22 protein-coding genes, 1 pseudogene and 1 riboswitch are annotated in these 23,662 nt (G+C 58.9%); of the genes and pseudogenes, 13 read left to right on the top strand and 10 right to left on the bottom strand.

All coding sequences use genetic code 11. The features are described from left to right. Nucleotides 1-69: 69 nt before the first annotated feature. Both ftsY and ACR0A2_RS05310 read right to left on the bottom strand, forming a co-directional pair. Entirely contained in the window at nucleotides 70-1,209 is a 1,140-nt protein-coding gene (ftsY, locus tag ACR0A2_RS05315; RefSeq protein WP_480834277.1) for a signal recognition particle-docking protein FtsY, read from the bottom strand. 58 nt (nucleotides 1,210-1,267) lie between these two features. Beyond that, nucleotides 1,268-1,906, bottom strand: coding sequence for a lysoplasmalogenase family protein (locus ACR0A2_RS05310; RefSeq protein WP_480618709.1), 639 nt, complete (start codon nucleotides 1,904-1,906; stop codon nucleotides 1,268-1,270). Between the two features lie 155 nt (nucleotides 1,907-2,061). Here ACR0A2_RS05310 and ACR0A2_RS05305 point away from each other — a divergent pair, with 155 nt between their 5' ends. Next, nucleotides 2,062-2,442 carry a hypothetical protein gene (locus tag ACR0A2_RS05305; protein ID WP_171170685.1) on the top strand — a complete coding sequence of 127 codons (381 nt, stop codon included), beginning with the start codon at nucleotides 2,062-2,064 and terminating at the stop codon, nucleotides 2,440-2,442. Here the strand turns inward: ACR0A2_RS05305 and ACR0A2_RS05300 are convergent, their stop codons facing one another. From ACR0A2_RS05300 to xseA, 3 genes and pseudogenes are all read right to left on the bottom strand, one after another. Next, entirely contained in the window at nucleotides 2,443-2,874 is a 432-nt protein-coding gene (locus ACR0A2_RS05300) for a glutathione binding-like protein (protein WP_480834475.1), read from the bottom strand. Beyond that, nucleotides 2,860-3,048 (bottom strand): annotated as a pseudogene (locus tag ACR0A2_RS05295) (glutathione S-transferase N-terminal domain-containing protein); the annotation flags it as partial. The pseudogene ACR0A2_RS05295 and the gene ACR0A2_RS05300, both read right to left, overlap by 15 nt. A gap of 39 nt (nucleotides 3,049-3,087) precedes the next feature. Next, complete coding sequence (gene xseA / locus ACR0A2_RS05290) at nucleotides 3,088-4,572, bottom strand: exodeoxyribonuclease VII large subunit (protein WP_480618708.1); 1,485 nt, start codon at nucleotides 4,570-4,572, stop codon at nucleotides 3,088-3,090. Nucleotides 4,573-4,647: 75 nt separating this feature from the next. Between xseA and purD the strand changes: the two genes are divergently transcribed. Next, nucleotides 4,648-5,916, top strand: coding sequence for a phosphoribosylamine--glycine ligase (gene purD, locus ACR0A2_RS05285; RefSeq protein ID WP_480834275.1), 1,269 nt, complete (start codon nucleotides 4,648-4,650; stop codon nucleotides 5,914-5,916). 135 nt (nucleotides 5,917-6,051) lie between these two features. Here the strand turns inward: purD and ACR0A2_RS05280 are convergent, their stop codons facing one another. Then, entirely contained in the window at nucleotides 6,052-6,795 is a 744-nt protein-coding gene (locus tag ACR0A2_RS05280; protein WP_480834274.1) for an FG-GAP repeat domain-containing protein, read from the bottom strand. After that, nucleotides 6,795-7,118 carry a 2Fe-2S iron-sulfur cluster-binding protein gene (locus ACR0A2_RS05275; RefSeq protein WP_152457603.1) on the bottom strand — a complete coding sequence of 108 codons (324 nt, stop codon included), beginning with the start codon at nucleotides 7,116-7,118 and terminating at the stop codon, nucleotides 6,795-6,797. Before ACR0A2_RS05275 ends, ACR0A2_RS05280 begins: the two co-directional genes overlap by 1 nt. Before the next feature lie 127 nt (nucleotides 7,119-7,245). Between ACR0A2_RS05275 and ACR0A2_RS05270 the strand changes: the two genes are divergently transcribed. After that, nucleotides 7,246-7,638, top strand: coding sequence for an OB-fold nucleic acid binding domain-containing protein (locus ACR0A2_RS05270; protein WP_480834273.1), 393 nt, complete (start codon nucleotides 7,246-7,248; stop codon nucleotides 7,636-7,638). Nucleotides 7,639-7,863: 225 nt separating this feature from the next. Continuing rightward, on the top strand, nucleotides 7,864-8,250 hold the full coding sequence (locus ACR0A2_RS05265; RefSeq protein ID WP_480834271.1) for a hypothetical protein: 387 nt from the start codon (nucleotides 7,864-7,866) through the stop codon (nucleotides 8,248-8,250). Nucleotides 8,251-8,319: 69 nt separating this feature from the next. Here the strand turns inward: ACR0A2_RS05265 and ACR0A2_RS05260 are convergent, their stop codons facing one another. Beyond that, nucleotides 8,320-9,018 carry a glutathione S-transferase N-terminal domain-containing protein gene (locus ACR0A2_RS05260; RefSeq protein ID WP_480834269.1) on the bottom strand — a complete coding sequence of 233 codons (699 nt, stop codon included), beginning with the start codon at nucleotides 9,016-9,018 and terminating at the stop codon, nucleotides 8,320-8,322. Nucleotides 9,019-9,140: 122 nt separating this feature from the next. Next, a riboswitch (SAM riboswitch) is annotated at nucleotides 9,141-9,218 on the top strand. Between the two features lie 62 nt (nucleotides 9,219-9,280). Here ACR0A2_RS05260 and metZ point away from each other — a divergent pair. The 5 genes from metZ to ACR0A2_RS05235 all read left to right on the top strand — a co-directional run bounded on the left by metZ (nucleotide 9,281) and on the right by ACR0A2_RS05235 (nucleotide 15,954). Next, nucleotides 9,281-10,486, top strand: a complete 1,206-nt coding sequence (gene metZ, locus ACR0A2_RS05255) for an O-succinylhomoserine sulfhydrylase (protein WP_480834268.1) — start codon at nucleotides 9,281-9,283, stop codon at nucleotides 10,484-10,486. Between the two features lie 232 nt (nucleotides 10,487-10,718). Further along, the gene (gene folE2 / locus ACR0A2_RS05250; protein ID WP_152457607.1) at nucleotides 10,719-11,822 is read left to right on the top strand and encodes a GTP cyclohydrolase FolE2; all 1,104 of its coding nucleotides are present in this window, start codon (nucleotides 10,719-10,721) and stop codon (nucleotides 11,820-11,822) included. Between the two features lie 226 nt (nucleotides 11,823-12,048). Beyond that, nucleotides 12,049-12,879, top strand: coding sequence for a hypothetical protein (locus tag ACR0A2_RS05245; RefSeq protein WP_480834265.1), 831 nt, complete (start codon nucleotides 12,049-12,051; stop codon nucleotides 12,877-12,879). 52 nt (nucleotides 12,880-12,931) lie between these two features. Beyond that, on the top strand, nucleotides 12,932-14,380 hold the full coding sequence (locus tag ACR0A2_RS05240) for a TrkH family potassium uptake protein (protein ID WP_152457609.1): 1,449 nt from the start codon (nucleotides 12,932-12,934) through the stop codon (nucleotides 14,378-14,380). Then, nucleotides 14,380-15,954, top strand: coding sequence for a thiamine pyrophosphate-binding protein (locus tag ACR0A2_RS05235; protein WP_480834264.1), 1,575 nt, complete (start codon nucleotides 14,380-14,382; stop codon nucleotides 15,952-15,954). The genes ACR0A2_RS05240 and ACR0A2_RS05235 overlap by 1 nt, the downstream gene beginning before the upstream one ends. 52 nt (nucleotides 15,955-16,006) lie before the next feature. Here the strand turns inward: ACR0A2_RS05235 and ACR0A2_RS05230 are convergent, their stop codons facing one another. Then, the gene (locus ACR0A2_RS05230; protein ID WP_480834262.1) at nucleotides 16,007-17,746 is read right to left on the bottom strand and encodes a serine protease; all 1,740 of its coding nucleotides are present in this window, start codon (nucleotides 17,744-17,746) and stop codon (nucleotides 16,007-16,009) included. 206 nt (nucleotides 17,747-17,952) lie between these two features. On the opposite strand from ACR0A2_RS05230, the gene ACR0A2_RS05225 reads away from it, so the two are divergent. Then, nucleotides 17,953-18,882, top strand: a complete 930-nt coding sequence (locus ACR0A2_RS05225; RefSeq protein ID WP_152457612.1) for a glycine--tRNA ligase subunit alpha — start codon at nucleotides 17,953-17,955, stop codon at nucleotides 18,880-18,882. Nucleotides 18,883-18,890: 8 nt separating this feature from the next. Here ACR0A2_RS05225 and ACR0A2_RS05220 read toward each other — a convergent pair whose 3' ends face one another. Further along, the gene (locus tag ACR0A2_RS05220; RefSeq protein WP_171206867.1) at nucleotides 18,891-19,523 is read right to left on the bottom strand and encodes a MarC family protein; all 633 of its coding nucleotides are present in this window, start codon (nucleotides 19,521-19,523) and stop codon (nucleotides 18,891-18,893) included. Nucleotides 19,524-19,601: 78 nt separating this feature from the next. Between ACR0A2_RS05220 and ACR0A2_RS05215 the strand changes: the two genes are divergently transcribed. From ACR0A2_RS05215 to glyS, 3 genes are read left to right on the top strand one after another with little or no spacing between them, the layout of a single operon-like run. Next, nucleotides 19,602-20,123 carry a DUF6446 family protein gene (locus ACR0A2_RS05215; RefSeq protein WP_171170622.1) on the top strand — a complete coding sequence of 174 codons (522 nt, stop codon included), beginning with the start codon at nucleotides 19,602-19,604 and terminating at the stop codon, nucleotides 20,121-20,123. Nucleotides 20,124-20,131: 8 nt separating this feature from the next. Then, complete coding sequence (gene gltS, locus ACR0A2_RS05210) at nucleotides 20,132-21,340, top strand: sodium/glutamate symporter (RefSeq protein ID WP_171639697.1); 1,209 nt, start codon at nucleotides 20,132-20,134, stop codon at nucleotides 21,338-21,340. Between the two features lie 9 nt (nucleotides 21,341-21,349). Beyond that, on the top strand, nucleotides 21,350-23,584 hold the full coding sequence (gene glyS, locus ACR0A2_RS05205) for a glycine--tRNA ligase subunit beta (RefSeq protein WP_480834260.1): 2,235 nt from the start codon (nucleotides 21,350-21,352) through the stop codon (nucleotides 23,582-23,584). Nucleotides 23,585-23,662: the final 78 nt, after the last annotated feature.

Here is a 23,662-nt window from a genome sequence, read left to right as displayed (position 1 = left end):
CGGAGAAGGTGGGGGGCTGTCTGCCCCCCACACCCCCCGAGGATATTTGGGGCCAGATGAAGCCTGGGATCAGCCTTTGTCGAGACCGGTGAGGGCGGCGGCGAATTCTTCGGGGTCGAAAGGGGCAAGGTCGTCGATCTGTTCGCCAACTCCGATCGCGTGAATGGGCAACCCGAATTTGTCTGCCAGGGCAACAAGAACACCGCCCTTGGCCGTGCCGTCCAGCTTGGTCATGACCACACCGGAAACGTCCGCCAGATTGCGGAACGTTTCCACCTGGCTCAGCGCGTTCTGTCCGGTGGTGGCGTCGAGTACGAGCAAGGTATTGTGTGGAGCGGTGTCATCAACCTTGCGGATGACGCGGACGATTTTGGCCAGTTCCTCCATCAGGTCGGTGCGGTTTTGCAGGCGGCCCGCCGTATCTATCATCAGCAGATCGGCGCCCTCTGCCTGTGCACGGGTCAGCGCGTCAAAGGCGAGGCTGGCGGGGTCCGAGCCTTCGGGGGCGGTCAGAACCGGAACTCCGGCGCGATCCCCCCAGACCTGCAACTGTTCCACGGCCGCAGCACGGAAAGTATCGCCGGCGGCGATGACGACCTTTTTGCCGGCCTCTTTGAACTGGCTGGCCAGTTTTCCAATTGTCGTGGTTTTGCCCGAGCCGTTGACGCCGACGACCAGCACCACTTGTGGCCGTTTGGGATAGATCGGCAGAGGCTTGGCCACAGGCTCCATCACGCGGGCGATTTCTTGTGCCAGAAGTTGCTTGATCTCTGTGGTCGACAGTTTGCGGCCAAAGCGGCCCTCGGCCATGTTCGACGTGACACGCAAGGCCGTGTCGACGCCCATGTCCGAGGCGATCAGCAACTCTTCGAGCTGCTCCAACATGTCATCGTCCAGGGTGCGGCGCATTTCCGTGACGGCGCCTCGATTGAACAGGCGGTTCAGGATACCCTTGGATTCCGGTATTTCCGGCGGTGGAGCGACAGGCGTGGGGTCAGCCGGGATCGGTGCCGGCGGTTCAACCGGTTGCGGTGCCGGGGCAGGCTCTGGCACTTCTGGAACGGGTTGCGGATCGGGCTGCGGCTGGGGGATCACCGGGTCCGGAGCCGCCGTTTCCTCGCCGCCATCCTCGACGATGGCTTCCAGCCCTTCTTCAAGACGAGATGAAGATTTGAACAGCTTGTCCTTTAGCTTTGAGAAAAACGCCATACTTGGTCTCCACAGGTGTTCCCTTCACCTAATGCGGATTTGCGGCAGTTGCAAAGGGTCACGCAAACGCAAGGACAAAGCCAAGCTGAGCACCCCAGTAAAGGGGCCATACAAGATAGGGCGTCACCTTAAGGGCCGGATGGTGCGGCGGCAGCAGGAACTTCTCGGTTGCGAGGATCAGATCTGACGCGATGAAGGCCATGGCGGCGGGAAACGCCCACCGAAGGGGACCGGCATCTGGCAGTGCCAGCACCGTGACCCCCATGCCAAGAATGATGGGGATATAGGCCAGAACGGGCCCCTTCAGGTCTCCGGCGCGGGGCGCGAGCAATGTGGCCATGATGATGCCCAGAATGATCAAAGACCATACAATCACAGGCGCGCCGAGGATCAGCCCGGCAGAACTGATCGGCAGTGTCAGGAACAGAGCGATATAGGCCAGATGCCCGGCGGCAAATGCGGCGATGCCCGTCATGAAGGTGGCATCTGTTTCGCGCGACAGCAGCGCGTCGCCTGTCGCACAAAGAGCGAGGGCAAGAACCAACAGCCAAGGCCCACCGTTCATGATGGCCGTGACCGCCAATAGGGCGACCGATGCGGTTTTCAGTACAGTGCGCAAAGAACCGGCGGGCCGGGAGGTCAGCGGCAGGTACCCAAGGGCACAGCCAAAGGCGATCCAGAACAGTAGGGTTGGCATGTCATCTCCTCGCCGGTTCAGAATAATCTGATCTGGGGCGTGGCGTGAAATCAACCGCTTACGTTGAGTTAAGTGCTATGTGATGACACCAGTTCAACAGGCGAATGGCATGACCGAAGCGCTTCTGACAAAATGGAAACATGTTCAGGTTCCTGATGATTCTCGTGACTTTTGCCGCACATTCCGTGGCGGCACAAACGCCCCTGTCTGGCTCGGAGTTCGACAAGTATACGCAGGGCAAAACTCTGTTTTACGGGTTCGAAGGTCAGATTTACGGGGTGGAGCGGTATCTTCCGAACCGTCGTGTGATCTGGTCTTTTCTCGACGGGAATTGCAAGGAAGGTATCTGGTATCAGCAGGGTGAGCAGATCTGCTTTGTCTACGAAGACAGGTTGGATCCGCAATGCTGGGTTTTCACTCAATCCGGTGGCGGTTTGATTGCGCAGTTCGAAGGCAATCCGCAAGCGACCGAGCTGTATGAGGCAGAGGATCTTGGGGAAGAAATGGTTTGTTACGGGCCGGACGTTGGCGTTTGATCAGTTGGCGCGCAGCTCATCATAATTGATCATGACATGGGTTTGGTAAGCTGTTCTGTCCGTCAACCCTTCATAATAGCGGCGCAAGCTGGGCAGTGATGCGCGCGAAACATCGATGTCATAGTAGCGATAGAGTATGTGTCCCAACTGGATATCGGCCAAAGTCAGGCAGGAACCGCACAGGAAAGTGTTTTCGGAAAGTTGCGCATCGGCGATTGTCAGCGTGTTCTCTAGCGCTGTGACGGCCGTTTCGATCGCTTGGTGATCGCGCTCTGCCTGCGAGGTTCGCACGACCCGCCAGAACACAGGTACCGTGAAGGCCATCGCGATATTGATCTTGGCCCATTCCGCCCATTTGTCCACTTCGGCTTGCCGGGTCGGATCGCGTGGCCAGAAATCATCCGCTCCGTACATGGAGGCAAGGTAGCGCAGGATCGGCCCCGTCTCCCACAGCGGGGGATTTGGGCCGTCCTGTATCACGGGGATGGTGCCGTTCGGGTTCAGCTTGCGAAACTCATCGGTGTCCAGCAGGCCGAACCTGTGCCCGGCATCGTGGCGCTGAAACTCCAGCGCCAGCTCACCGACGCACCACATCAGGGCCTGTACATTGGATGATGTCCTTCAGCCCCAGATGGTCAACATGGCTTAGAACAGTGATCCCTGATCCGGGGTGTCCGGCCTGGGTTTCTTCGAGGGTGATTTCGCGCCCGGGCCGGTGCTGAGAACACCATCGGCGAATTCGATCTCGAGCGCCGTTTGTTTGGCGGCCTGAGTCTTGGTGGTGATCACATTCCCTTCGGCCCGGACGACTGCGTATCCGCGGTCCAAAGTGGCTTTGTAGCTCAGCGTCTCGCGCAGGCGGTCCGTCGCTTCGAGTTGCTGTTTGAGGCGGTCCAGTCGCGTGGTTTGGGCCGTGTGCATTCGATCGCGCAAACGATCGAGGTTTTGGCGCTGTTGATCGATTTCCCTTTGGATCGGTCGCAAGGACAGGCGCGATGACAGGTTGCGCAGCGATTCCTGTCGCGTCGATATCAAGCTTCGCAGGGTCGAGGGGCGCAGATGAGCAGACAATTCCACCACTTGCAGGCGACGGTTCTGAACCCCGCGGATCAAGGCGGGTGTGAGGCGATCTGCAATCAAATCAAGGCGTTGCCTTGGTGTGTTCAACAGGCTGTCCGGGCGCGGCAGGGCGCGGGACAGATCGCGCAGCCTTTGCGTTCGGCGTTGGACGGCATCCGTTGCCGCGCGGGATAGGCGCGCAGCTTGCTCTTCGGTCCAGGCAAGCAGTTCCATGCGCACCGGAACGGCCAGTTCGGCGGCCGCGGTGGGCGTCGGCGCGCGCTGGTCCGACACGAAATCAATCAGGGTGGTGTCGGTTTCATGCCCAACGGCCGAGATCAACGGTATGTCCGACGCGGCTGCGGCGCGGGCGACGATCTCTTCATTGAAGCCCCAGAGGTCTTCGATCGATCCGCCGCCACGGGCGACGATGATCAGGTCGGGCCGCGGCAACGCGCCGCCGGGTGTAAGTTGGTTGAAGCCTTCGATGGCGCGGGCGACCTCGGGGGCGCAGTTGGCCCCTTGAACCGCCACAGGCCAGATCAGCACCTTGCGCGGAAACCTGTCCCTGAGCCGATGCAGAATGTCGCGGATCACTGCACCGGAAGGGGATGTCACAACGCCAATGATCTGCGGCAGGTACGGCAGGGGTTTCTTGCGTTCAGGTGCGAACAGACCTTCGGATTCCAGTTGTTTCTTGCGCTTCTCCAGCAGCGCCATGAGCGCGCCCTGACCCGCGACGGAAACCTCATCAACGTTCAGGTTGTATTTGGATTGCGCCCCGAAAGCGGTAAGGCGGCCGGTGACGACGACCTCCAACCCTTCTTCGGGCACAACGGACAGGCCGGAAATCTGACCTTTCCACGTGGTGCAGGCCAAAACGTTCCGGTCATCCTTGATGTCGTAATACAGATGCCCGGATCGGGCTTTGAACACGCGCCCAACCTCACCGCGCACGCGGATTCGGCCGAATGAGCCTTCGAGCGTCCGTTTCACCTCACCCGAAATTTCGGACACTGTGTATTCAGGGGTGTTTTGGCCCGGAATCGGGTCATCAAGCAGGTCGGACATTTCAGCGCCTTGTTTCAAATGCGCGCCCAGCTTAGAACGCCGCGCAGGCAAGGCCAAGCAGATCGGAGAGCTTTCATGAATATCCTCATTCTCGGCAGCGGAGGGCGCGAACACAGCCTGGCATGGGCAGTGCTGCAAAACCCCAAATGTGATCGCCTGATCGTTGCTCCGGGGAATGCGGGGATCGCGCAGATCGCGGATTGTGCCGCTCTGGATATTGAAAACGGCGGGGCTGTTGTCGGCTTTGCCGAAGAAAATGCGATTGATTTCGTGATCGTCGGGCCCGAGGCGCCTTTGGCGGCCGGAGTGGCTGATCGGTTGCGCGAAGCCGGAGTATTGGTTTTTGGACCCTCGGCCGAGGCGGCAAAGCTGGAAGCGTCGAAAAGTTTCACCAAGGAAATCTGCGACGCGGCCAACGCCCCCACCGCAGCTTATGCCCGGTTTACCGAGGCCGAGGCTGCCAAAGCCTATACCCGCGAACAGGGCGCACCGATTGTGGTCAAGGCCGATGGTCTGGCCGCAGGCAAGGGCGTTATCGTTGCGATGGACGAAAAGACCGCACTGGACGCCATTGACGACATGTTCGGCGGTGCGTTTGGCGGTGCTGGTGCGGAAGTCGTCATTGAAGAATTCATGGATGGTGAAGAAGCCTCGCTGTTCGTTCTGTGCGATGGTGAGGACATTCTTTCAGTCGGGACGGCCCAGGATCACAAACGGGTTGGCGAGGGCGATACCGGGCTGAACACGGGCGGGATGGGCGCGTATTCTCCGGCGCCGGTGTTGAGCGAAGAGGTGGAGGCGCGCGCGATGGAAGAGATCGTGCGCCCCACCATCGCCGAGATGAAGCGCCGGGGAACGCCGTTTCAGGGCGTTCTTTATGCAGGTTTGATGATCAAGGACGGGCAGCCAAGGCTGGTTGAATACAACGTCCGCTTCGGTGATCCGGAATGTCAGGTATTGATGATGCGGTTGGGCGCGCAGGCGATGGACCTGATGCACGCCGCGGCCGAGGGCAGGTTGGGTGAGATGCGGGTGAATTGGGCGGATGACCATGCCATCACGGTTGTAATGGCGGCCAATGGCTATCCGGGTGCTTACAAGAAAGGCACTGCGATCAAAGGGCTTGAAGGCCTGCCGGAAGGCAGCCGGAACATGGTGTTCCACGCTGGTACAAAGAGTGTCGATGGACACGTGGTTGCATCGGGCGGGCGCGTGCTGAACGTGACCGCCCGTGGGAACACGCTGAAAGAGGCGCGCGACCGGGCCTATGAAATGGTTGAAGCTGTGGATTGGCCTGACGGGTTTTACCGGCGCGATATCGGATGGCGTGCTTTGGAAGGTTGACGGGGCAGGGGGGGTGCCCCCTCGGCCTTGCGGCTTCCCGGCGCTGCGCGCGTTCGCGGTCGAAATCGTCCACTGGACGATTTCCTTTCAACCGCTCACGCCCCGGGATATTTTTTGGCCAGATGAAGAGGCGGATCAGCAGTTCAGGGCTTGGGCAAGGCTTTTGCGGCCGTTGAACGGGCCCCGGTCGGATGTGATCCAGCCGTTGTCGTAGAAGACGCTGACGATCCGCGTCCAGTCGGCGCTGGCCACGATCAGTTCCGGGCGGTCGCCGCAGGTGCGCAGGCCACCGGAAATGAAATCTTCACCGATCCTGTGGTTGGTCAATCCGGGCAGAGCCGCGACTTCGCTCAGGGCGTTGTCTTTGTAGCGCCAGATGCGCAGGGTTTTGGCAAGGTGCGGACGGTCGATATAGGCGATCTCGACATGTCCGTCGCCGTCCAGGTCGGCTGCCCCGATTGGGGCGAGCCAGCGGAAGCGGGTGCCGATATGAGGCGTGGCCGCGATCTTGTCTCCGGCGGCGTTGTAGATCGCAAGTTGAGCCCCTGATTTGTCGTGGGATTCAACGACAATTGCTTCGCGCGCGCCGTCCAGGTTGACGTCTGCCAAACGCGGAGCGAGGTCTTCGAACACGCGATCCTGCGGCAGTCGAACAGTTACGACCATAGTGTCGGTCGTGAATTCCACCGCGCCATATTCGATCGTGTCACCCAGGACGCCATGGGCGTAGCGGGTGGTTGGTTCTGTGAAGCGGGCGTCGTTGATGGTTTCCGCCGCGTCAGCCGGTTGCAGCGTGAGCCAAAGTCCGAAAGATAGCAAAGCGCCGCGTGCCCGAGATTGCCAAAAGCGGCGGGGCAGGCGCGGCGCATTGTTGTGCATCAGATCTGCTTTTCAGGCATCTGAACGACCAGACCGTCCAGCGCATCGGTGACCTTGATCTGGCAGGTCAGGCGCGAGCGGGCCGGGTCGGGCTCATAGGCAAAGTCCAGCATGTCTTCTTCCATGTCATCCTTGGCCGGGATTTTCTCGACCCAGTCGGGGTGGACGTAGACATGGCAGGTCGAGCAGGCGCAGGCGCCGCCACAATCGGCCTCAATGCCGGGAATGTTGTTGTCACGGGCCCCTTCCATGACGGTCAGTCCGTTGGCGACCTCGACTGTGTGTTCGGTACCGCCGTGCTCGACATAGGTGATCTTTGCCATTGCGTGCGTCTTCCTTTTGCGATGTTCGATTTCTTCCTTAGTGAAGGCATTTAGGTCTTTCCAGCCTCATTTGCGCCTCAGCGCGCCGTGTCTGGACTTTCTTGATGTTTGTTCTATTTTTGTTCTCATGCTTGTTACACCCATTCGCCCTGTGGTTTCAAACCGGGATTGGCCGCGCCCGCCGTCCTGCCTACCTTCCAGCCAACTGGATTCCCCGCCCGAGGGCGCGCGCGTGGCTGTGGCCGGGCTTGTGATCCTGCGGCAGAGGCCGGGGACGGCCAAGGGCGTGATCTTTCTGACGCTTGAAGATGAGACCGGGATCGTGAATGTGGTGGTCTGGCGCAAAATCTACGAACGGTTCCGCCGTGCGGTGATTTCGGGGCGTTTGCTGAAGGTGACGGGCCGGATGCAGCGGGCGCATTCAGTGACCCATGTGATTGCGGAAGAAATCGAGGATATTTCGGGGATGCTGGATATGCTGGTGCAGGGCGCAGGGGCGGCCTGCCGTGATGAACAATAGCGAGCGGCTGCCTTGCCGCCTTGCGCCCAGCAAGACCTGTGCGCCGATGAATGTCGGTAAGTTTCCGCATATCACGCCGGGTCAAAGGCGCTTTTCCGCCAATTCGGCATTGGTCGGTCGACTCTTTGATGCCGTGTTAGTACTGCGGGCATCTCTATGCGTCGGCCTGTGTCTGAACGCAGGCGCGACGGCACGCTACTCAACATCTTCTCAGAGTCAGTTCAGATGCCCGAAGTAACACGAAATGGATCGTTCGAAAAAACCGTCCAGCTGGATGAGAGCCAGATTGCCGGTCGCCTTGGCGAGTTGTTGGAGCATACGCGTTCAAAAGGATACGTGCATACCGCCAGAATGATCGAGGAAGCATTGAGTGCCCACTCTTTCGAGCGCAGACACCTTGGGAACACCCAAAAATACCTCTCGGAATTGCAGCGTCTAAAGCGCAAAGAGATGACACGCTTGGTGCGGGAAACGGATGGGAAGAAGCAAGCGGCTTTTGTCCTGACGCCCCGGATGCGCGTTGACCAAAGAAATCCTGCCGCGCTGCGCAGTGGTGCTTGGAGGAACACCCCAATGCCTTTCCCGGCGGAACCCGAATTCAAGTTTCGCTAGCCGAACCAGCCGTGGCCAGGGCGGACAGGGCTGATGATCCGCGTCAATCCAAACGGGTTTTCAACGCAGTCATCGTTTGAACAAGACCTCCTGCGCCTGCTTGTCACGATTGTCTCCTCGTAGCTCTGCGTGCAGAGCGCGCCCGGCCTGAACACCGGGGCGGGCGCCGACGGTCTTCAGCCAGCGCGCAAAGTGGGGTTTGTCCTCCAGCACTTGCTGCTGCCCTTCCCACAGGCTGGCCCAGCCCCAGATCGACATGTCTGCAATCGAATAGAAATCTCCGGCAACGTATTCGTTCTCGGCGAGCCGTCTGTCGAGCACCCCGTACAGACGACCGACCTCGGCCCGGTATCGATCTTTGGCATAGGGCAGGTCCTGTGGCGGGTTCAGTTGCGGTGCGTATTTCAGGAAGTGATGCGCCTGACCGGCCATCGGGCCAACACCGCCCATCTGCCACATAAGCCATTCTTCGACGGCGATCCGATCACGCTCGGTCCTGCCATAGAACTGCCCGGTCTTGCGGGCCAGATACATCAGAATTGCCCCGCTTTCAAAAACCGAGATCGGTGCACCATCCGGCCCGTCAGGGTCCACGATTGCGGGCATTCGGTTGTTCGGGGCGATCTTCAGGAACTGCGGGTCGAACTGATCGCCCTTTCCGATATCGACCAGATGCGTGGTATAGGGCAGCTCCATCTCTTCAAGGGCGATGGACACTTTCCAGCCGTTCGGTGTGGGCCAGAAATACAGATCAATCGGGTCGGCCATGTGTTCTCCTGATGTTGAAGGGATCATGCGGGTTTTTGCCGGTTCGGCAAGGACCGCTTACGAAAGCGTGACCGAAACGCAGGCCGGGCTTGACCGCAAACCGCCCGGGGCGTATTGCGATCCTGAAGCTTCGTGGCGATTTGTTACCGGATTGCGGGCCACGCTAAACAACACCGCTAAAAGGTCAGGATGAAAGACCCCTTTCGCTTGGCCGCGTCTGGGGTTTTTTGTTTGCCTCCGCCGGAGGCTGAAAGGGAATGAGATGAGCGAGAACTGGAACAAACGCACCCAAGCCGTCCATGGCGGTGTCCGCCGCAGTCAGTACAACGAGGTGAGCGAGGCGATTTTCCTGACGCAGGGCTTTGTGTACGAAACCGCCGAACAGGCCGAAGCCCGGTTTCTGGAATGCGGCCCTGATGAGTTCATTTATGCCCGCTATGGCAACCCGACGGTTTCGATGTTCGAACAGCGCATCGCGGCCCTTGAAGGTGGCGAGGATGCGTTTGCGACGGCTTCGGGCATGGCGGCGGTGAACGGTGCGCTGACCTCGATGCTGAAGGCCGGGGACCATGTTGTTTCAGCAAAGGCACTGTTCGGATCCTGCCTGTACATTCTGGAAAACATCCTGACCCGTTTTGGCGTCGAGGTGACCTTTGTGGATGGCACCGATCTGGAGCAATGGCAGGCAGCGATCCGCCCGGACACCACGGCGGTCTTCTTCGAGTCGATGTCGAACCCGACTCTTGAAGTGATCGACATCGCATCTGTGTCCAAGTTGGCCCATGCCGTCGGGGCGATTGTGGTGGTGGACAACGTGTTTTCGACGCCCGTCTTTTCGCGCGCGATAGAACAGGGCGCGGATGTGGTCGTTTATTCGGCGACCAAGCATATTGACGGACAGGGCCGTGCGCTGGGCGGCGTCATCATCGGCACCAGGGATTTCATCCGCGGAACCGTCGAGCCGTATCTGAAGCATACCGGCGGTGCGCTCAGCCCGTTCAATGCATGGGTCATGCTCAAAGGTCTGGAAACCATGGCGCTGCGCGTCAATGCGCAGGCCGACAGTGCACAACGGATCGCAGAGGCGCTGGAAGGGCACCCGGCGCTGGCGCGCACCCTTTACCCCGGTTTGAAGACCCACGCGCAAAACGCTCTGGTTCAATCGCAACTTGGTGGAAAAGGCGGGACCGTGTTGTCCCTGGATATCAAAGGCGGCAAGGACGCGGCTTTTGCTTTCCTCAATGCGCTGACCATTCCTGTGATCTCGAACAATCTGGGCGATGCCAAGTCGATCGCAACGCACCCGGCGACCACAACGCACCAGCGTCTGAGCGATGCGCAGAAAGACGAACTGGGCATTACGCCGGGCCTGATCCGTTTTTCCGTTGGCCTGGAAGACGCCAGAGACCTGCTGGCAGACATCCAGCAGGCATTGGAGGCTTCGCAGAAGCAAACAGCAGCACAGTGAAAAGCCTCTTACCACTAGGGGTCGTCGCGTTGTCTGTGAACGCGGCGTCTTTTCGGGTGGTGTTCGCGGTTGAAGCCTGGCCTTTGTGTCTGCGAAAGGCGTATTTCGTTGCAGAATGACGGTTTTGCGCCGGTTTTTTCAATCCGGACTGCTATTGCCTGCGTATTGGGTTAAACTGGTAAATCACCTGCAGTCGTATATATTTCTACGACCAATCGAGGAACCGCAGCCGATGAACATCCACCCGCGCGACATTGATGAGACCCCGGATCAGGAAAAAGCCGCCGAGGCCCTGAAAGTTCTGCGGCAATGGGCGGAATCTGCGACGGCATCCGAGATCAGCCAACTGGATCCGGCTATTGCGCGGCTGGTGCCCGGCCTGACCCGGGTGAACTATCCTTCGCTTTCGCGCGAGTACCCGGAGGGTTTCTCGGTTGACGCGGATTACCGAGCGTCGTTGCCCGACTTGCAAAACGGCCCGTCCAGCTTGATACGCGGTGCCAAGCAGCAGATCCAGCATGTTGGCATCTCGAACTTTCGCCTGCCGATCCGTTTCCATCGGAAAGATGGGGAAGACCTGACGCTTGAGACATCTGTTACGGGCACCGTCAGCCTTGAGGCCGAGAAAAAGGGCATCAATATGTCCCGGATCATGCGGTCTTTTTACAAACATGCCGAGCGTACATTCAGCTTCGAAGTCATGCAGGCGGCGCTTGACGACTACATGACCGATCTGGACAGCTTCGACGCTCGTATCCAAATGCGGTTTTCTTACCCCGACAAGGTCAAGAGCCTGAGATCAGGTCTGGAAGGATATCAATATTACGACATCGCTCTGGAACTGGTTGAGACGGGCGGTGTGCGCCAGAAGATCATGCATCTGGACTATGTCTATTCCTCGACCTGCCCGTGCTCTCTGGAGTTGAGCGAACATGCCCGTGTCATGCGGGGACAATTGGCAACACCGCATTCGCAACGATCTGTCGCGCGGATTTCCGTGGTCGTGGATTGCGATGCCGATTGTCTTTGGTTCGAAGACCTGATCGAGTTGTGCCGACGCGCGGTGCCGACCGAAACTCAGGTCATGGTCAAACGTGAAGACGAACAGGCTTTTGCCGAGTTGAACGCAGCCAATCCGATTTTTGTCGAAGATGCGGCGCGCTTGTTCTGCGCCGAATTGCTGGCAGATCATCATGTTGGTGATTTCCGGATAATAGCCAGCCATCAGGAAAGCCTGCATAGCCACGACGCTGTGTCGATTCTGACCGAAGGCCCAACCTTTGCGGCATCCAGCTTGGATCCAAGACTGTTCAACACTTTGTTTCACGTTGGGTGAATACCGCTGTGTAAGCGATTAGGATTTAATCAGAGATTGCGGCGGTAGGCGTTCTTTTGCCGCAATGCAGCAAAAATGCTGCATTTGCGCAGTCGTTTGTTATATATCTATCGTGAATGCAGCAGCTGGATGCTTGCCATTTGATTGGCTGGCCGCCCCGAAAAGGATGCCGAGACGTGAGACGCCTTGGACTGCAAGACCGCGACCACCGTTCGAGAAATCGAAGATGGCAAGGCGTTTTATCCATCACATTTGGGCTGCATCGTTATTACAGGAGAAGCATGTAATGAATCCGATTACCCAACCGCTGGAGTTTCAAGCTGCGGCAATTCGCATGGCTGGTTACGCAATGGTCAACCAGATGAAGATCATGCAGATCGTAGCCCGTTCAGCGTTCGAATTGCCGATGGCTCCTGTGCAAGCGTTGCACGTGGCTGCTGCGTCCCCGGAAAAGCCGGTGGAAAAGACGACAATCAAGGCAAAAGCCACTGCGCCGCGTGTGCAAAAACCTGCCGTCAAAAAGACTGCAGCAGTGAAAAAAACCGTAACGAAGGTCACCGCCGGCAAACCTGAGCTCAAACCTGCGGAGTTTTCCGCGAAGCCGCGCGCCGCCGTCACGCCAAAGGCTGAACCTGCGGCGATAGCAAAGCCCGCACCAAGACCAGCACCCAAATCGGCGCCGCAGCCAAAAACAGAACCGAAACCGGCCGCAGCTGTTGCAAAAAACGCCAAACCGGCTGCGCGGAACGCGACTGCAACCACGTCTTCCTCTGGCGCGTCGGCCCCGGCAAAAAAACCTCGTACCAGACCGGCGGCTTCTGCGACCAAGGCACCTGCTGCGCGTGCCAAAGCCGCTAAGCCTATCGAACAAACCGTTTCGACCCCAGCAAAAACCGCGCCCCTTGCTCCCAAAGCAGAAACTCAGCAGTCGGCGCCCGCTGCTGCGCGGTCAAAACCTGCGGCATCGGCAGAACAATCAAAACCGCAGGCGCGCAAAACGCGACCGCCGTCGAAACCGCCCGCAATGCCGGGAGCGGATACCAAAACAGACACGTAAACCGGGATCATCTGCTTGACACGGTCGGGCTGGCGCGCCAACGCTGCGCGTTATGATGGATCTTCGCCCGGTCGGATATGTGATTGGCTTGCTGGTCGCCATTCTTGGGGCGACCATGCTGTTTCCTATGCTCGCGGACATTATCGAAGGTCGCGGCGAATGGAATGTGTTCCTGGAAAGCGCGATAATCACAATGCTGACCGGATCCGTCCTGGCGATGAGTTGCTCGAACGGTGTGGGCGAGGGGCTGACCATCCGGCAGACCTTTTTGCTGACAACCGGTGTTTGGGTCGCGCTGCCGGTGTTTGGTGCAATCCCGTTTCTGTTCGGTGAAACCGAGCTGCGCTTTGTCGATGCCTATTTTGAGGCGATGTCAGGCCTTACGACGACCGGTTCGACCGTAATATCAGGGTTGGACACGCTGCCAAAGGGCCTTTTGTTGTGGCGCGGTATCCTGCAATGGCTGGGAGGCATCGGTATCATCGTCGTCGCGATGGTATTCCTGCCCGAATTGCGGGTTGGTGGCATGCAAATCTTCCGCTCGGAAGGATTTGAAACCATGGGGAAAATCCTGCCTCGCGCGCAGGAGATTGCGGGGCAGATTTCCCTGATCTACGTCTTCCTGACTCTTGTGTGCGTGCTGGTCTATGCCGCGTTTGGGATGAGCTTTTTTGACGCGTTAGTGCATGCTTTCACGACGGTGTCCACGGGCGGTTTTTCGAACTATGATGCCTCGTTTGGAACATTTTCAGGCCCGGCCGAATATGCTGCATCCGTCTTCATGATACTGGCTGCTCTTCCCTTTGTGCGCTATGTCCAGTTGGCCAATGGTCATACGGCGTCGTTATGGAAAGACAGTCAAATCCGGGCATTTCTGGCGACCATTCTGGTTCTGGTTGTCATCATGTCAGTCTTTCTGACCTCGGTCTTTCCGCATCATTGGGAACAGGCGTTCCGCGAGTCACTGTTCAACATCACCTCGATCATTTCGGGGACAGGATATGCCAGTGTCGATTACATGGGGTGGGGCAGCTTTCCGATCATGCTGTTTTTCCTGATCGGATTGATCGGTGGATGCGCGGGGTCGACTGCGTGTTCGATCAAGGTTTTTCGCTATCAGTTGCTGTTCGCCTCAATCAAAAGCCAGATCAAACGGATCAGGTCCCCGCATGGCGTGTTCATGCCGCTCTATGATGGAAGGCCGGTCGGACGGGACGTTCTGACATCGGTGATGAGCTTTTTCATGTTCTTCGTTCTGTCGATGGGAGTGTTGTCCTGGGCGTTGGCACTGACAGGTCTGGACTTCATTACTTCGGTGTCCGGGGCCGCGACGGCGCTGGCGAACGTTGGACCGGGTCTCGGCGATCAGATCGGACCGGCGGGTAATTTTGCAGGTCTCAACGATACGGCCAAATGGCTGCTGACAACTGGAATGCTGGTCGGGCGGCTCGAGCTTTTAGCGGTATACGCGATCTTCACCGTTCAATTCTGGAGAGGCTGATGAAAAGACCCCTTGGCGCGCAAATCTCGCATATGCTCAAGGATCGTGGCGTGGATGTGATTTTCGGTATACCGGGCGTCCACAACCAGGAAATGTATCGTGGTATCGAAGAGGCCGGCATCACGCATGTTCTGGCCCGGCACGAGCAGGGTGCCGGATTCATGGCTGATGGTTACGCGCGCGCAACCGGCCGCCCCGGCGTCGCCTATGTGATCACCGGCCCTGGTTTGTGCAACATCATGACCCCGATCGGACAGGCCTACAGCGACTCGGTTCCGATGCTGATTCTGTCCTCTTGTCTGGATGAAACGCAGGCTGTCCGGGGTCAGTTGCACCAGATGAAAGATCAGCGTGCTGCCGCCGGCACGGTTGCGGATTGGTCTGTCCAGGCCAACTCCGCCGAAGCTGCCTATGGGCTGATAGAACGGGCGTTTGAAGAATTCGAGCTTTCTCGCCCGCGCCCCAAGCACATTCAGGTGCCCATCGCGCAGTTGCAGGCAGAGGCCGACCCCGCGCCGTTCCCCAACCAGCCTGCGCTGCGCACCAAAGCCTTGCCGCCTGACGTGTCATCGGTCGTGTCCATGTTGAACCTTGCCCGCAGGCCGCTGTTCATCCTAGGTGGCGGATGCAGGTCGAATGATTGGCGTCAGATTTTGACACAGCTGGGGGCGGCCTGTTTTACCACTTATGCCGGGCGCGGGCTGCCGGGCGCAAATTATCCGCTGGACTTCGGGTCCATGTTGCCACGTCCCGGCAGCGCCGAGGTAATCGCGTCGGCGGATCTGGTCGTTGCGGTGGGGGCCGAGCTGGGCGAGGTCGATTTGTGGCGGCAGGATTTGGGGCACAAAGCGACCTTGATACGCGTCGACCTCGACCCCGAGGTTCTTTCGGATCGCCATCGCGCCGCCATCAAGCTGCAAGTCGACAGCCAGAGCTTTGCCCGCGCCTTGTGGTACGCAACCCAGGACATGAAACCAGCAATAGGCTGGTCACCCGAGGAAGTCGCCGAGATGCGCGCCCGCTGGCGTGCCGAGGTGGATGCAGAGCGGCCCGGAATCGTGCCGATCTCGGATGCTTTGCGCGCTGCCATGCCGGCCGACACTATGATCTATTCGGACATGACGCAGTTTGCCTATGTCGCCAAAGAGGTATGGGACATGGCCTATCCTCATCACTGGCATCATCCGACGGGGTTTGGCACTCTTGGCTATGGGTTGCCCGCCGGTATTGGCGGGGCGGTTGCCCGGCGCGGCAAACCCACGGCGGTTATAGCCGGGGATTACGGGTTCCATTACACAATGCAGGAACTGGGCGTGGCGGTTGAGTTGGGATTGTCGCTGCCCATCATTCTATGGGACAATGGCAAACTAAAGGAAATCGAGGACAGTATGGTGCGCAGCCAGATCGCGCCCAACGCGGTCATGGCGCATAATCCCGATTTCTGCAAACTTGCCGAAGCCTTTGGTGCGCGCTCCTCGGCGCCTTCGAATGTGGCAGAGATGCAAAGCGCAGTAAGGGCCGCATTCGATGCGCCTGTGCCGACCTTGATCCACGTGACACCTGATATTCTGTAACGAAAAAGCGCCGCACTTTCATGCGGCGCTTTTTTGCTGAGGTGCTGTCGGATCAATCCCAGCAGTGAACCAGAACCGTCATTCCGGTTGCGCGCCGGTTCAACTCATTGGGTGATATCTGTATGGTTTCTTCGCTCGACTGACCGGACACTCCGGCCTCTGCAAGAATTTCGGTCAACCGATCAACGGTGGCCGCAAGGCTGACCGAAGCGGGCAGGGTGCGCCCTTCGGACGGTGTGGGCAACAACATTCCGACGACGTTGCCGCTGTCGTCGAAGACCGGGCCGCCTGCATCACCGGGTTGGGCGTTCAGCGCCAGACGCTTGACGCCGGTCTCACCGCTCAGCCCACGTATGTCCGCGACCCGCCCGTAGGTCAGGGTGGGGCCACCCAATGCGCCCTGATAGGAAAAGCCGGATACGGCCACTTCCGACTTGATGCGCGGCTTGGTGGCACTGAACGCGGCGACACTCATGGGGGCGAGCGTTTTTGCAGGGCGCAGGACTGACACGCCAAGTTCAGGGTCCGTCAGGGCCAGTTGAACCTCGTGATCACCATCCAGAGTGATTCGCGTGCAGCTCTCCGCGGCCTCGGAAACCGTCAGTACTGTCCCGTTCTCATCCGCGAAGAAACCAGAGCGCGTCAGCCGAGGCTTGCGGACCTGAAGGCCCGACACCAGATCGATGCGCTGTTCTGCGGAAGCACCGGCGGCGGCATCCAGAACCGCATTCGTTGTGCTGAAGCTGGAGGTCATCGCTGACAGAACCCGCAGGCGACGTGCCTCGTCTCCTTCGGGCCAGACAAGGGTGAAGCCCTTGATTTTTCCATCCGCCAATTGCGCTTGCGTAAAGGACACTATGCCGTTGCCGCGCCCTTCAAGGGTAAACCGGTCGCGGCCCAGTTCACGAGGGCCATTCAGTGGAACGATCTCAAGCGATTGCATCACTTCGTAGAGCGCGCGGAGCGTGTTCTTGTCCCCCTCCTGGCTGATCAGGAGCGCCTTGGCGTTCAGGTCAGAAATGCTTTTGAAATGTGCGAAGGGGGCCTCATAGCGATCAAGGCTGACAGCGCCCAGAGGCATGTCGAGCACGATCCCGGCCTTGTCGTCGGAATACCGCTCCATTCCGACAGAGATCAGCGGCGCGTTGTATTCATCCATCAGGGCCTTGCGCTGCAACGTCGTCAGAACGCCCGTGGCGTCAAACCCGTTATAGCGCTGCCAATCGCTCATCGATCGGCGGGTGCCTTGCCCGAACGCACCATCAATGGTCGAGTTGTAAAACCCCGCCGCGCGCAGAGCCGTTTGCAGATCCTTGCGTTCCTGCGCGGTCAACAGACGTTCGGACTGAAGCGCCTGCGCACGGGTTTCATCCGAATCCTGTGGTGTGGCGGCTGCCGGAGCCTCTTCCGGTTGTACCGCTTGTTCAATTGGTGCCGCGACGGTGCCACGGTTCAGCACGTTTGCCCCGATGGGCCAGAACTGTTGCCCCATCGCGCTGGAAAACGCGATGTAACTGTCGCGCGGTATCTGGCCTTCGGCCCGATAGACGCGCAGCACCTGTTCGGCGTCGGTACGAGCATAGGGGCCGATCACGATCGCGTACCAGCCGCTGTTCAGGCGAAACCCGTTCACGTCCGGCAAAGCGCCGGCATAGGCCTGTGCCCGTTCCTGCGCTTCGCGCAGTGATGGCTGGGCCTCGACCTGGACCCAGACGCCGGGATCTTGTTGTGCGGTTGCGGCGCGCAGGCCGACCAGAAGAAACAATAGGATTGCTGAAAATACGCGTGTCATAGTCTGCCCGTCTTATGCAGTGTTTGTGCTTTGGTGCAGAATACGCGAATTCATTTGCGAAACGCCATGCCGCGAATGCGGGGAATTTACGGTGTGGCCCTGCAGATACAGGCTTGGACCCAAGCCCCGTTGACGCCCCTTGGCCCCTTGCATAGGAAGGGCAAAACCGACCGGAACCGGGCGCAGAGGCGCCCAGAGGGAATGCCATGACCGAACCGACCAGCGCACCGCGTTCATTTCAGGAGATCATCCTGCGGCTTCAGACTTATTGGGCGTCGAAAGGCTGTGCGATTCTACAGCCCTACGACATGGAAGTCGGGGCCGGAACGTTCCATCCCGCAACGACCCTGCGCGCGCTGGGGTCCAAGGCATGGGCCGCGGCTTACGTTCAGCCGTCGCGCCGCCCGACGGATGGGCGTTATGGCGAAAACCCGAACCGGTTGCAGCACTACTATCAGTATCAGGTACTAATCAAACCCAGCCCACCGGATTTGCAGGAACTGTATCTGGGAAGCCTTGAAGCCATCGGCATCGACATGGACCTGCACGACATCCGGTTCGTCGAGGATGACTGGGAAAGCCCGACACTCGGCGCGTGGGGTCTGGGTTGGGAAGTCTGGTGTGACGGAATGGAAGTCAGCCAGTTCACCTATTTCCAACAGGTCGGCGGGCATGACTGTGCGCCGGTATCAGGCGAGCTGACATATGGGCTTGAGCGTCTGGCCATGTATGTTCTGGGCATCGATCACGTGATGGACATGCCGTTCAACGATCCCCAGTCGCCCAGTCCTTTGACATACGGCGATATCTTCAAGCAGACCGAAGAGGAATATGCCCGCTGGAACTTCGACGTGGCCAACACCGAGGTTCTGTTGCGCCACTTCGAAGAGGCCGAGGCCGAGTGCGCCGCAATTCTGAGCCAGGAGCATGTGGATCCGAAGACGGGCAAGCGCATCATCATGGCGCACCCGGCCTATGACCAGTGTATCAAGGCCAGTCACATCTTCAACCTGCTGGACGCGCGCGGCGTGATCTCGGTGACGGAACGGCAGGCCTATATCGGGCGTGTTCGGGCGCTGGCCAAACAATGTGCGGATGCGTTCGTGCAGACCGAGGCCGCCGGGTTTCAGGCCTGATGAGGCAATCAGGCCAGTCCGGGCAAAAGTGCTTTGAGTCCGTCTGCGATCATGCTGACGGCAATGGCCGCAAGGATCATGCCCATGAAGCGGCTCATGATCACGCGCGCGTTGCTGGACAGGCGTTCAGCCAGCCATGCGGCGTTCCAGAACGTGATCAGAAGCAGACCGACCACGACAAGAAATACTCCCATAAAAACAAAAGCCTCGACCGTGGTTTTAACCTGATGTGCGTACAGGATCAGGGTGGTTATTGTGCCGGGGCCCACAAGAATGGGAAAGGCCAGCGGGTAAAAGGCCACCGTATCGGTTTCGGGGTAAGCTTCCTTCTCTCCTTTTGTTCCATGATGAGAGGTGCTTTCGTTTCCGTTCAGCATGTTGAGGCCGATCATCATGACGACCAGGCCGCCGGCGACGCGCAGGTGATTGACGCTGATGCCAAAAAGGCCAAGCGCCTGACTTCCGACCAGCGCAAAGGCACCGCCAAGGATCAGGCAATAGATCACCGTCTTCACCGCAATCTTGCGCTGGTCGGCAGCAGGCAGATCCTGAGTGACGCTCAGAAACACCGGCAGGTTGGAAACCGGGTTCATGATGGCAAACAATGCGCCGAAAAAACCGACAGCAAGCGTGGATTCCATGGTGTTGACCTCATTGATGCCTGTACCCGGACGAAACCTGTCCTATTTTACAAGAACTTGAAAGAGGCAGCCTGAAACATGACGGGAAAACTGCTGGCAATTGTTCTGTTGTTGTCGGCCTTGGTGGCCGGGGCCGGAATGTATTATTTGCAGATTTACGGTTTCTACTATGAGGTCGAACCGCAGCCCGGCCAGGACGTGGTCCTGATGACGGACCAAAGCGATGCGCCTGTCCCAATCACCTATTCGGACTTTCAGGCGATCGATGCAGACAGTTCTCCGATCCGCTACCGAGGCTGTTTTGAAACGGATCTGAAGCCGGATCAAATGGCCGGATTTATTGCTGTTGAAAACCCAGAACCCTTGACCGCGCCGGGTTGGTTTGACTGTTACGACGCCGTTTCGCTGGGCGATGCACTGAAATCGGGGCAGGCGCAGGCGTTTTTGAGTGAGAAGAACATCCATTTCGGCGTCGACCGGATCGTGGCGATTACCAGGGATGGCAAGGGATATGTCTGGCACGCGTTGAACAACTGCGGTGAAAAAGCCTATGACGGTACGGTGGTGGGTGAGGAGTGCCCGAAACGCCCTGAAAACTGAGGAAAACCATGGCTGACGCCGTTTTGATCCCGGACTTCATTACTGCAACTCTGGGGTTTGCGGTGTATTTGTTGGGTGCCCGGATCAACGGCAAAGTCGCAGTTCTGAGGCAGTTCAATATTCCTGAACCGGTCACGGGCGGCCTTTTGGCTTCGCTCGTGGTTTTGCTTCTGTATCTCTTTGCCAATGTTGAGCTGTCATTCGAGTTGCAGACCCGGGACGCTCTGCTGGTTCTGTTCTTTGCCGGGATCGGACTGAACGCGCGGCTTTCTGACTTGATTGCCGGTGGTAAGCCTTTGTTGATCCTTCTGATTTTGACGCTTGTCACGATTGTTGCGCAGAACGTTATCGGCGCGGCAGGGGCTTCCTTGTTTGGCTATCCGGCGCAAGCAGGCGTTCTGTTCGGTTCGGCCGCTTTGATTGGTGGACACGGAACCGCAATCGCATGGGCACCCGAAGTTGCCAGCGCAACGGGTCTGGACGGTGCAACCGAACTTGGCGTTGCCGTGGCGACGCTCGGACTGGTGCTTGCTGCGCTGGTGGGCGGCCCCATCGCCCGTCTTCTGGTGGAAACACGAGGCCTGTCGCCGGACCGACCTGACGAAGAACATACGGTCGGACTGCCGGAAGAAACGACCGCGGCCACCGAAATTGACCATGTGACAATCATGCGCGTGCTGCTGCATCTGAACCTTGCGATTATTCTGGGCTATGCGCTGGGCGAGGCGATTTCGGCCGCTGGGCTGAAACTGCCGCTGTTTGTGCCCTGTCTGATCATGGGCATCGTGATTTCGAATGTCCGAGCGGCCATCGCTCCGACCGCGCCGCCGGTTGCACGGACACCGTCGCTGGCATTGCTGTCTGAATTTGCGCTTGGGGCCTTTCTGGCAATGTCACTGATGAGCTTGCAGTTGTGGACCATCGCGGAACTGGGTGTGGCAATTGCCGTGATCATGACGGCGCAAACGGTGTTTACGGTCGTCTTCGTGATTTGGGTACTGTTTCCCCTGATGGGCTCGAATTATCGCGGAGCGGTGCTGGCAGCGGGCTTCGGAGGCTTTGCCCTGGGCGCCACACCCACGGCGATTGCAAATATGACGGCAGTAACCAAGCGATATGGGCCGTCGCCTATTGCCTTTATTGTGCTGCCCCTTGTATCCGCCTTCTTTGTGGATATCGCCAATGCCATCGTCATTCAGACGATTGTGAACTTTTAAGGACCGACTATGCCCGACCTGCTGATCGAACTGTTTTCCGAAGAAATTCCTGCGCGGATGCAAACCCGTGCCGGTGAGGATCTGAAAAAGCGGATTACCGATGGCCTGGTCGAGGCCGGTTTGACCTATTCAAACGCGGCCGCACTGACCACCCCCCGCCGCCTGACACTGGCGGTGGAAGGCCTGCTGGCGCAAAGCCCGACAATCCGGGAAGAGCGCAAAGGGCCCAAGGTCGGCGCGCCGGACAAGGCGATCGAAGGGTTCCTGCGCGGCGCGGGCCTGACCCGCGACCAACTGGAAGAACGTGAGACACCCAAGGGCGCTGTTTACTTCGCCACCATCAAGAAACCGGGCCGCCCGGCCGCCGAGATCATTGCCGAAGTGCTGGAAGCCACCATTCGTAATTTCCCATGGCCCAAATCCATGCGTTGGGGCAGTGGCAGTCTGCGGTGGGTGCGCCCGTTGCATTCCATTCTGTGCATCCTGTCGGATGAATCCGGGGCGCAGGTTGTTCCGATGCAGGTCGATGGCATCCGCTCCGGTGACACCACGGCCGGTCATCGTTTCATGGCCCCCAACCGGTTCTCGGTTACGTCTTTCGAGGACTATGCCGCCAAGCTAAAACGCGCATTCGTTTTGCTGTCACAGGATGAACGTGCCGAACACATCTGGAATGATGCGCAGAACATGGCTTTTGCCGCCGGTCTGGAAATCGTCGAAGACAAGGGACTGTTGGCCGAGGTTGCGGGGCTGGTGGAATGGCCTGTGGTGTTGATGGGGAAAATCGACGAGGAATTCCTCGAATTGCCGCCCGAGGTGTTGCAAACCTCGATGAAAGAGCATCAGAAGTTCTTTTCGGTGAAGAACCCCAAGACCGGCCGGATCGAGCGTTTCATCACCGTCGCCAATCGCGAAACCACCGATAACGGCGCAACCATTCTGGCCGGCAACCAAAAAGTGCTGTCGGCGCGTCTGGCCGATGCCAAGTTCTTTTGGGAAAACGACCTGCGTATTGCCAAAGCGGACATCACCCAATGGACCCGCGCGCTGGAGAACGTGACCTTCCACAACAAGCTGGGCACCCAGGCCCAGCGGATCGAGCGCATCGCCGCGCTGGCCCGCGAACTGGCCCCCGTAACCGGCGCCGACCCGGATCAGGCCGAGAAGGCCGCGCGCCTGGCCAAGGCCGATCTGAGTTCAGAGATGGTCTATGAATTTCCGGAACTTCAGGGGCTCATGGGGCGGTATTACATCGAAGCCGCCGGCGAGGATTCCGCGGTGGCTGCTGTTGCGCAGGAACATTACTCGCCGCTGGGGCCGTCGGATGATGTGCCTGCGGCACCTCTGTCGGTCGCCGTGGCGCTTGCGGACAAGCTGGACACGCTGACCGGGTTCTGGGCGATTGATGAGAAGCCGACTGGCTCGAAAGACCCGTTTGCGCTGCGTCGCGCGGCCTTGGGGGTGATCCGGTTGATCCTGAACAATGATCTGCGGCTGAAGCTCGACCGTTTCTTCGACGCACAACTCGTTCGGGCCGAAGCGGCTTCGAACGAAGCCTTGCACGACGGGCATGTCGCAGAGCTGTTGGATGAGATTGCCGACCACGGTGTTTTCGGAGCGGCGTTCCGTACGGTGAAGGAGAAGCTTGCGGGCGACAAGGCCGGGACGAAACAAATGACGGACTTTCTGCGTCTTGAACGGAAGGTGCCCGATACGTCCGATGACCTTTTGTCCTTCTTCCACGACCGCCTCAAGGTCTTCCTCCGCGACGAGGGCATCCGCCACGACATCATCGACGCGTGCATCGCGATGGAAGGCAATGACGACCTCAACCTGCTGGTCAAACGTGCCCGCGCGCTGAATGCCGTGATCGCGACCGAGGATGGGGAAAACCTCGTGCAGGGGTTCAAGCGAGCCAACAACATCCTGACCCAGGCCGAGGAAAAGGACGGCGTGGAATACTCTTACGGTGCGGATGTGAAATTCGCCGAGACCGACAGCGAGAAGGCGCTTTTCGCGGCTTTGGATGGGGCGCAGACGCAGATTGACGTTGCCCTGAAATCCGAAGACTTCCCAACTGCAATGGCGGCCATGGCCGCGCTGCGCGGGCCGGTGGATGCGTTCTTTGAGGACGTACAGGTCAACACCGACAATGACGTGATCCGTCGTAACCGGTTGAACCTGCTCAGTCAGATCAGGCAGGTTTGTTCCAGCGTGGCCGATCTGTCGCGGATCGAAGGTTAAAACCTCGGGCACGCAGCGATGCGTGCCCACAACGCCCTTGCACGAAGGGCGCAAGCGCTTATGCTGCACGCAAATCAA

Source organism: Ruegeria sp. H8 (assembly GCF_056532905.1).
Note: the sequence above shows the minus strand (reverse complement) of the source record. Positions and strands in the feature narration are given on the sequence as shown.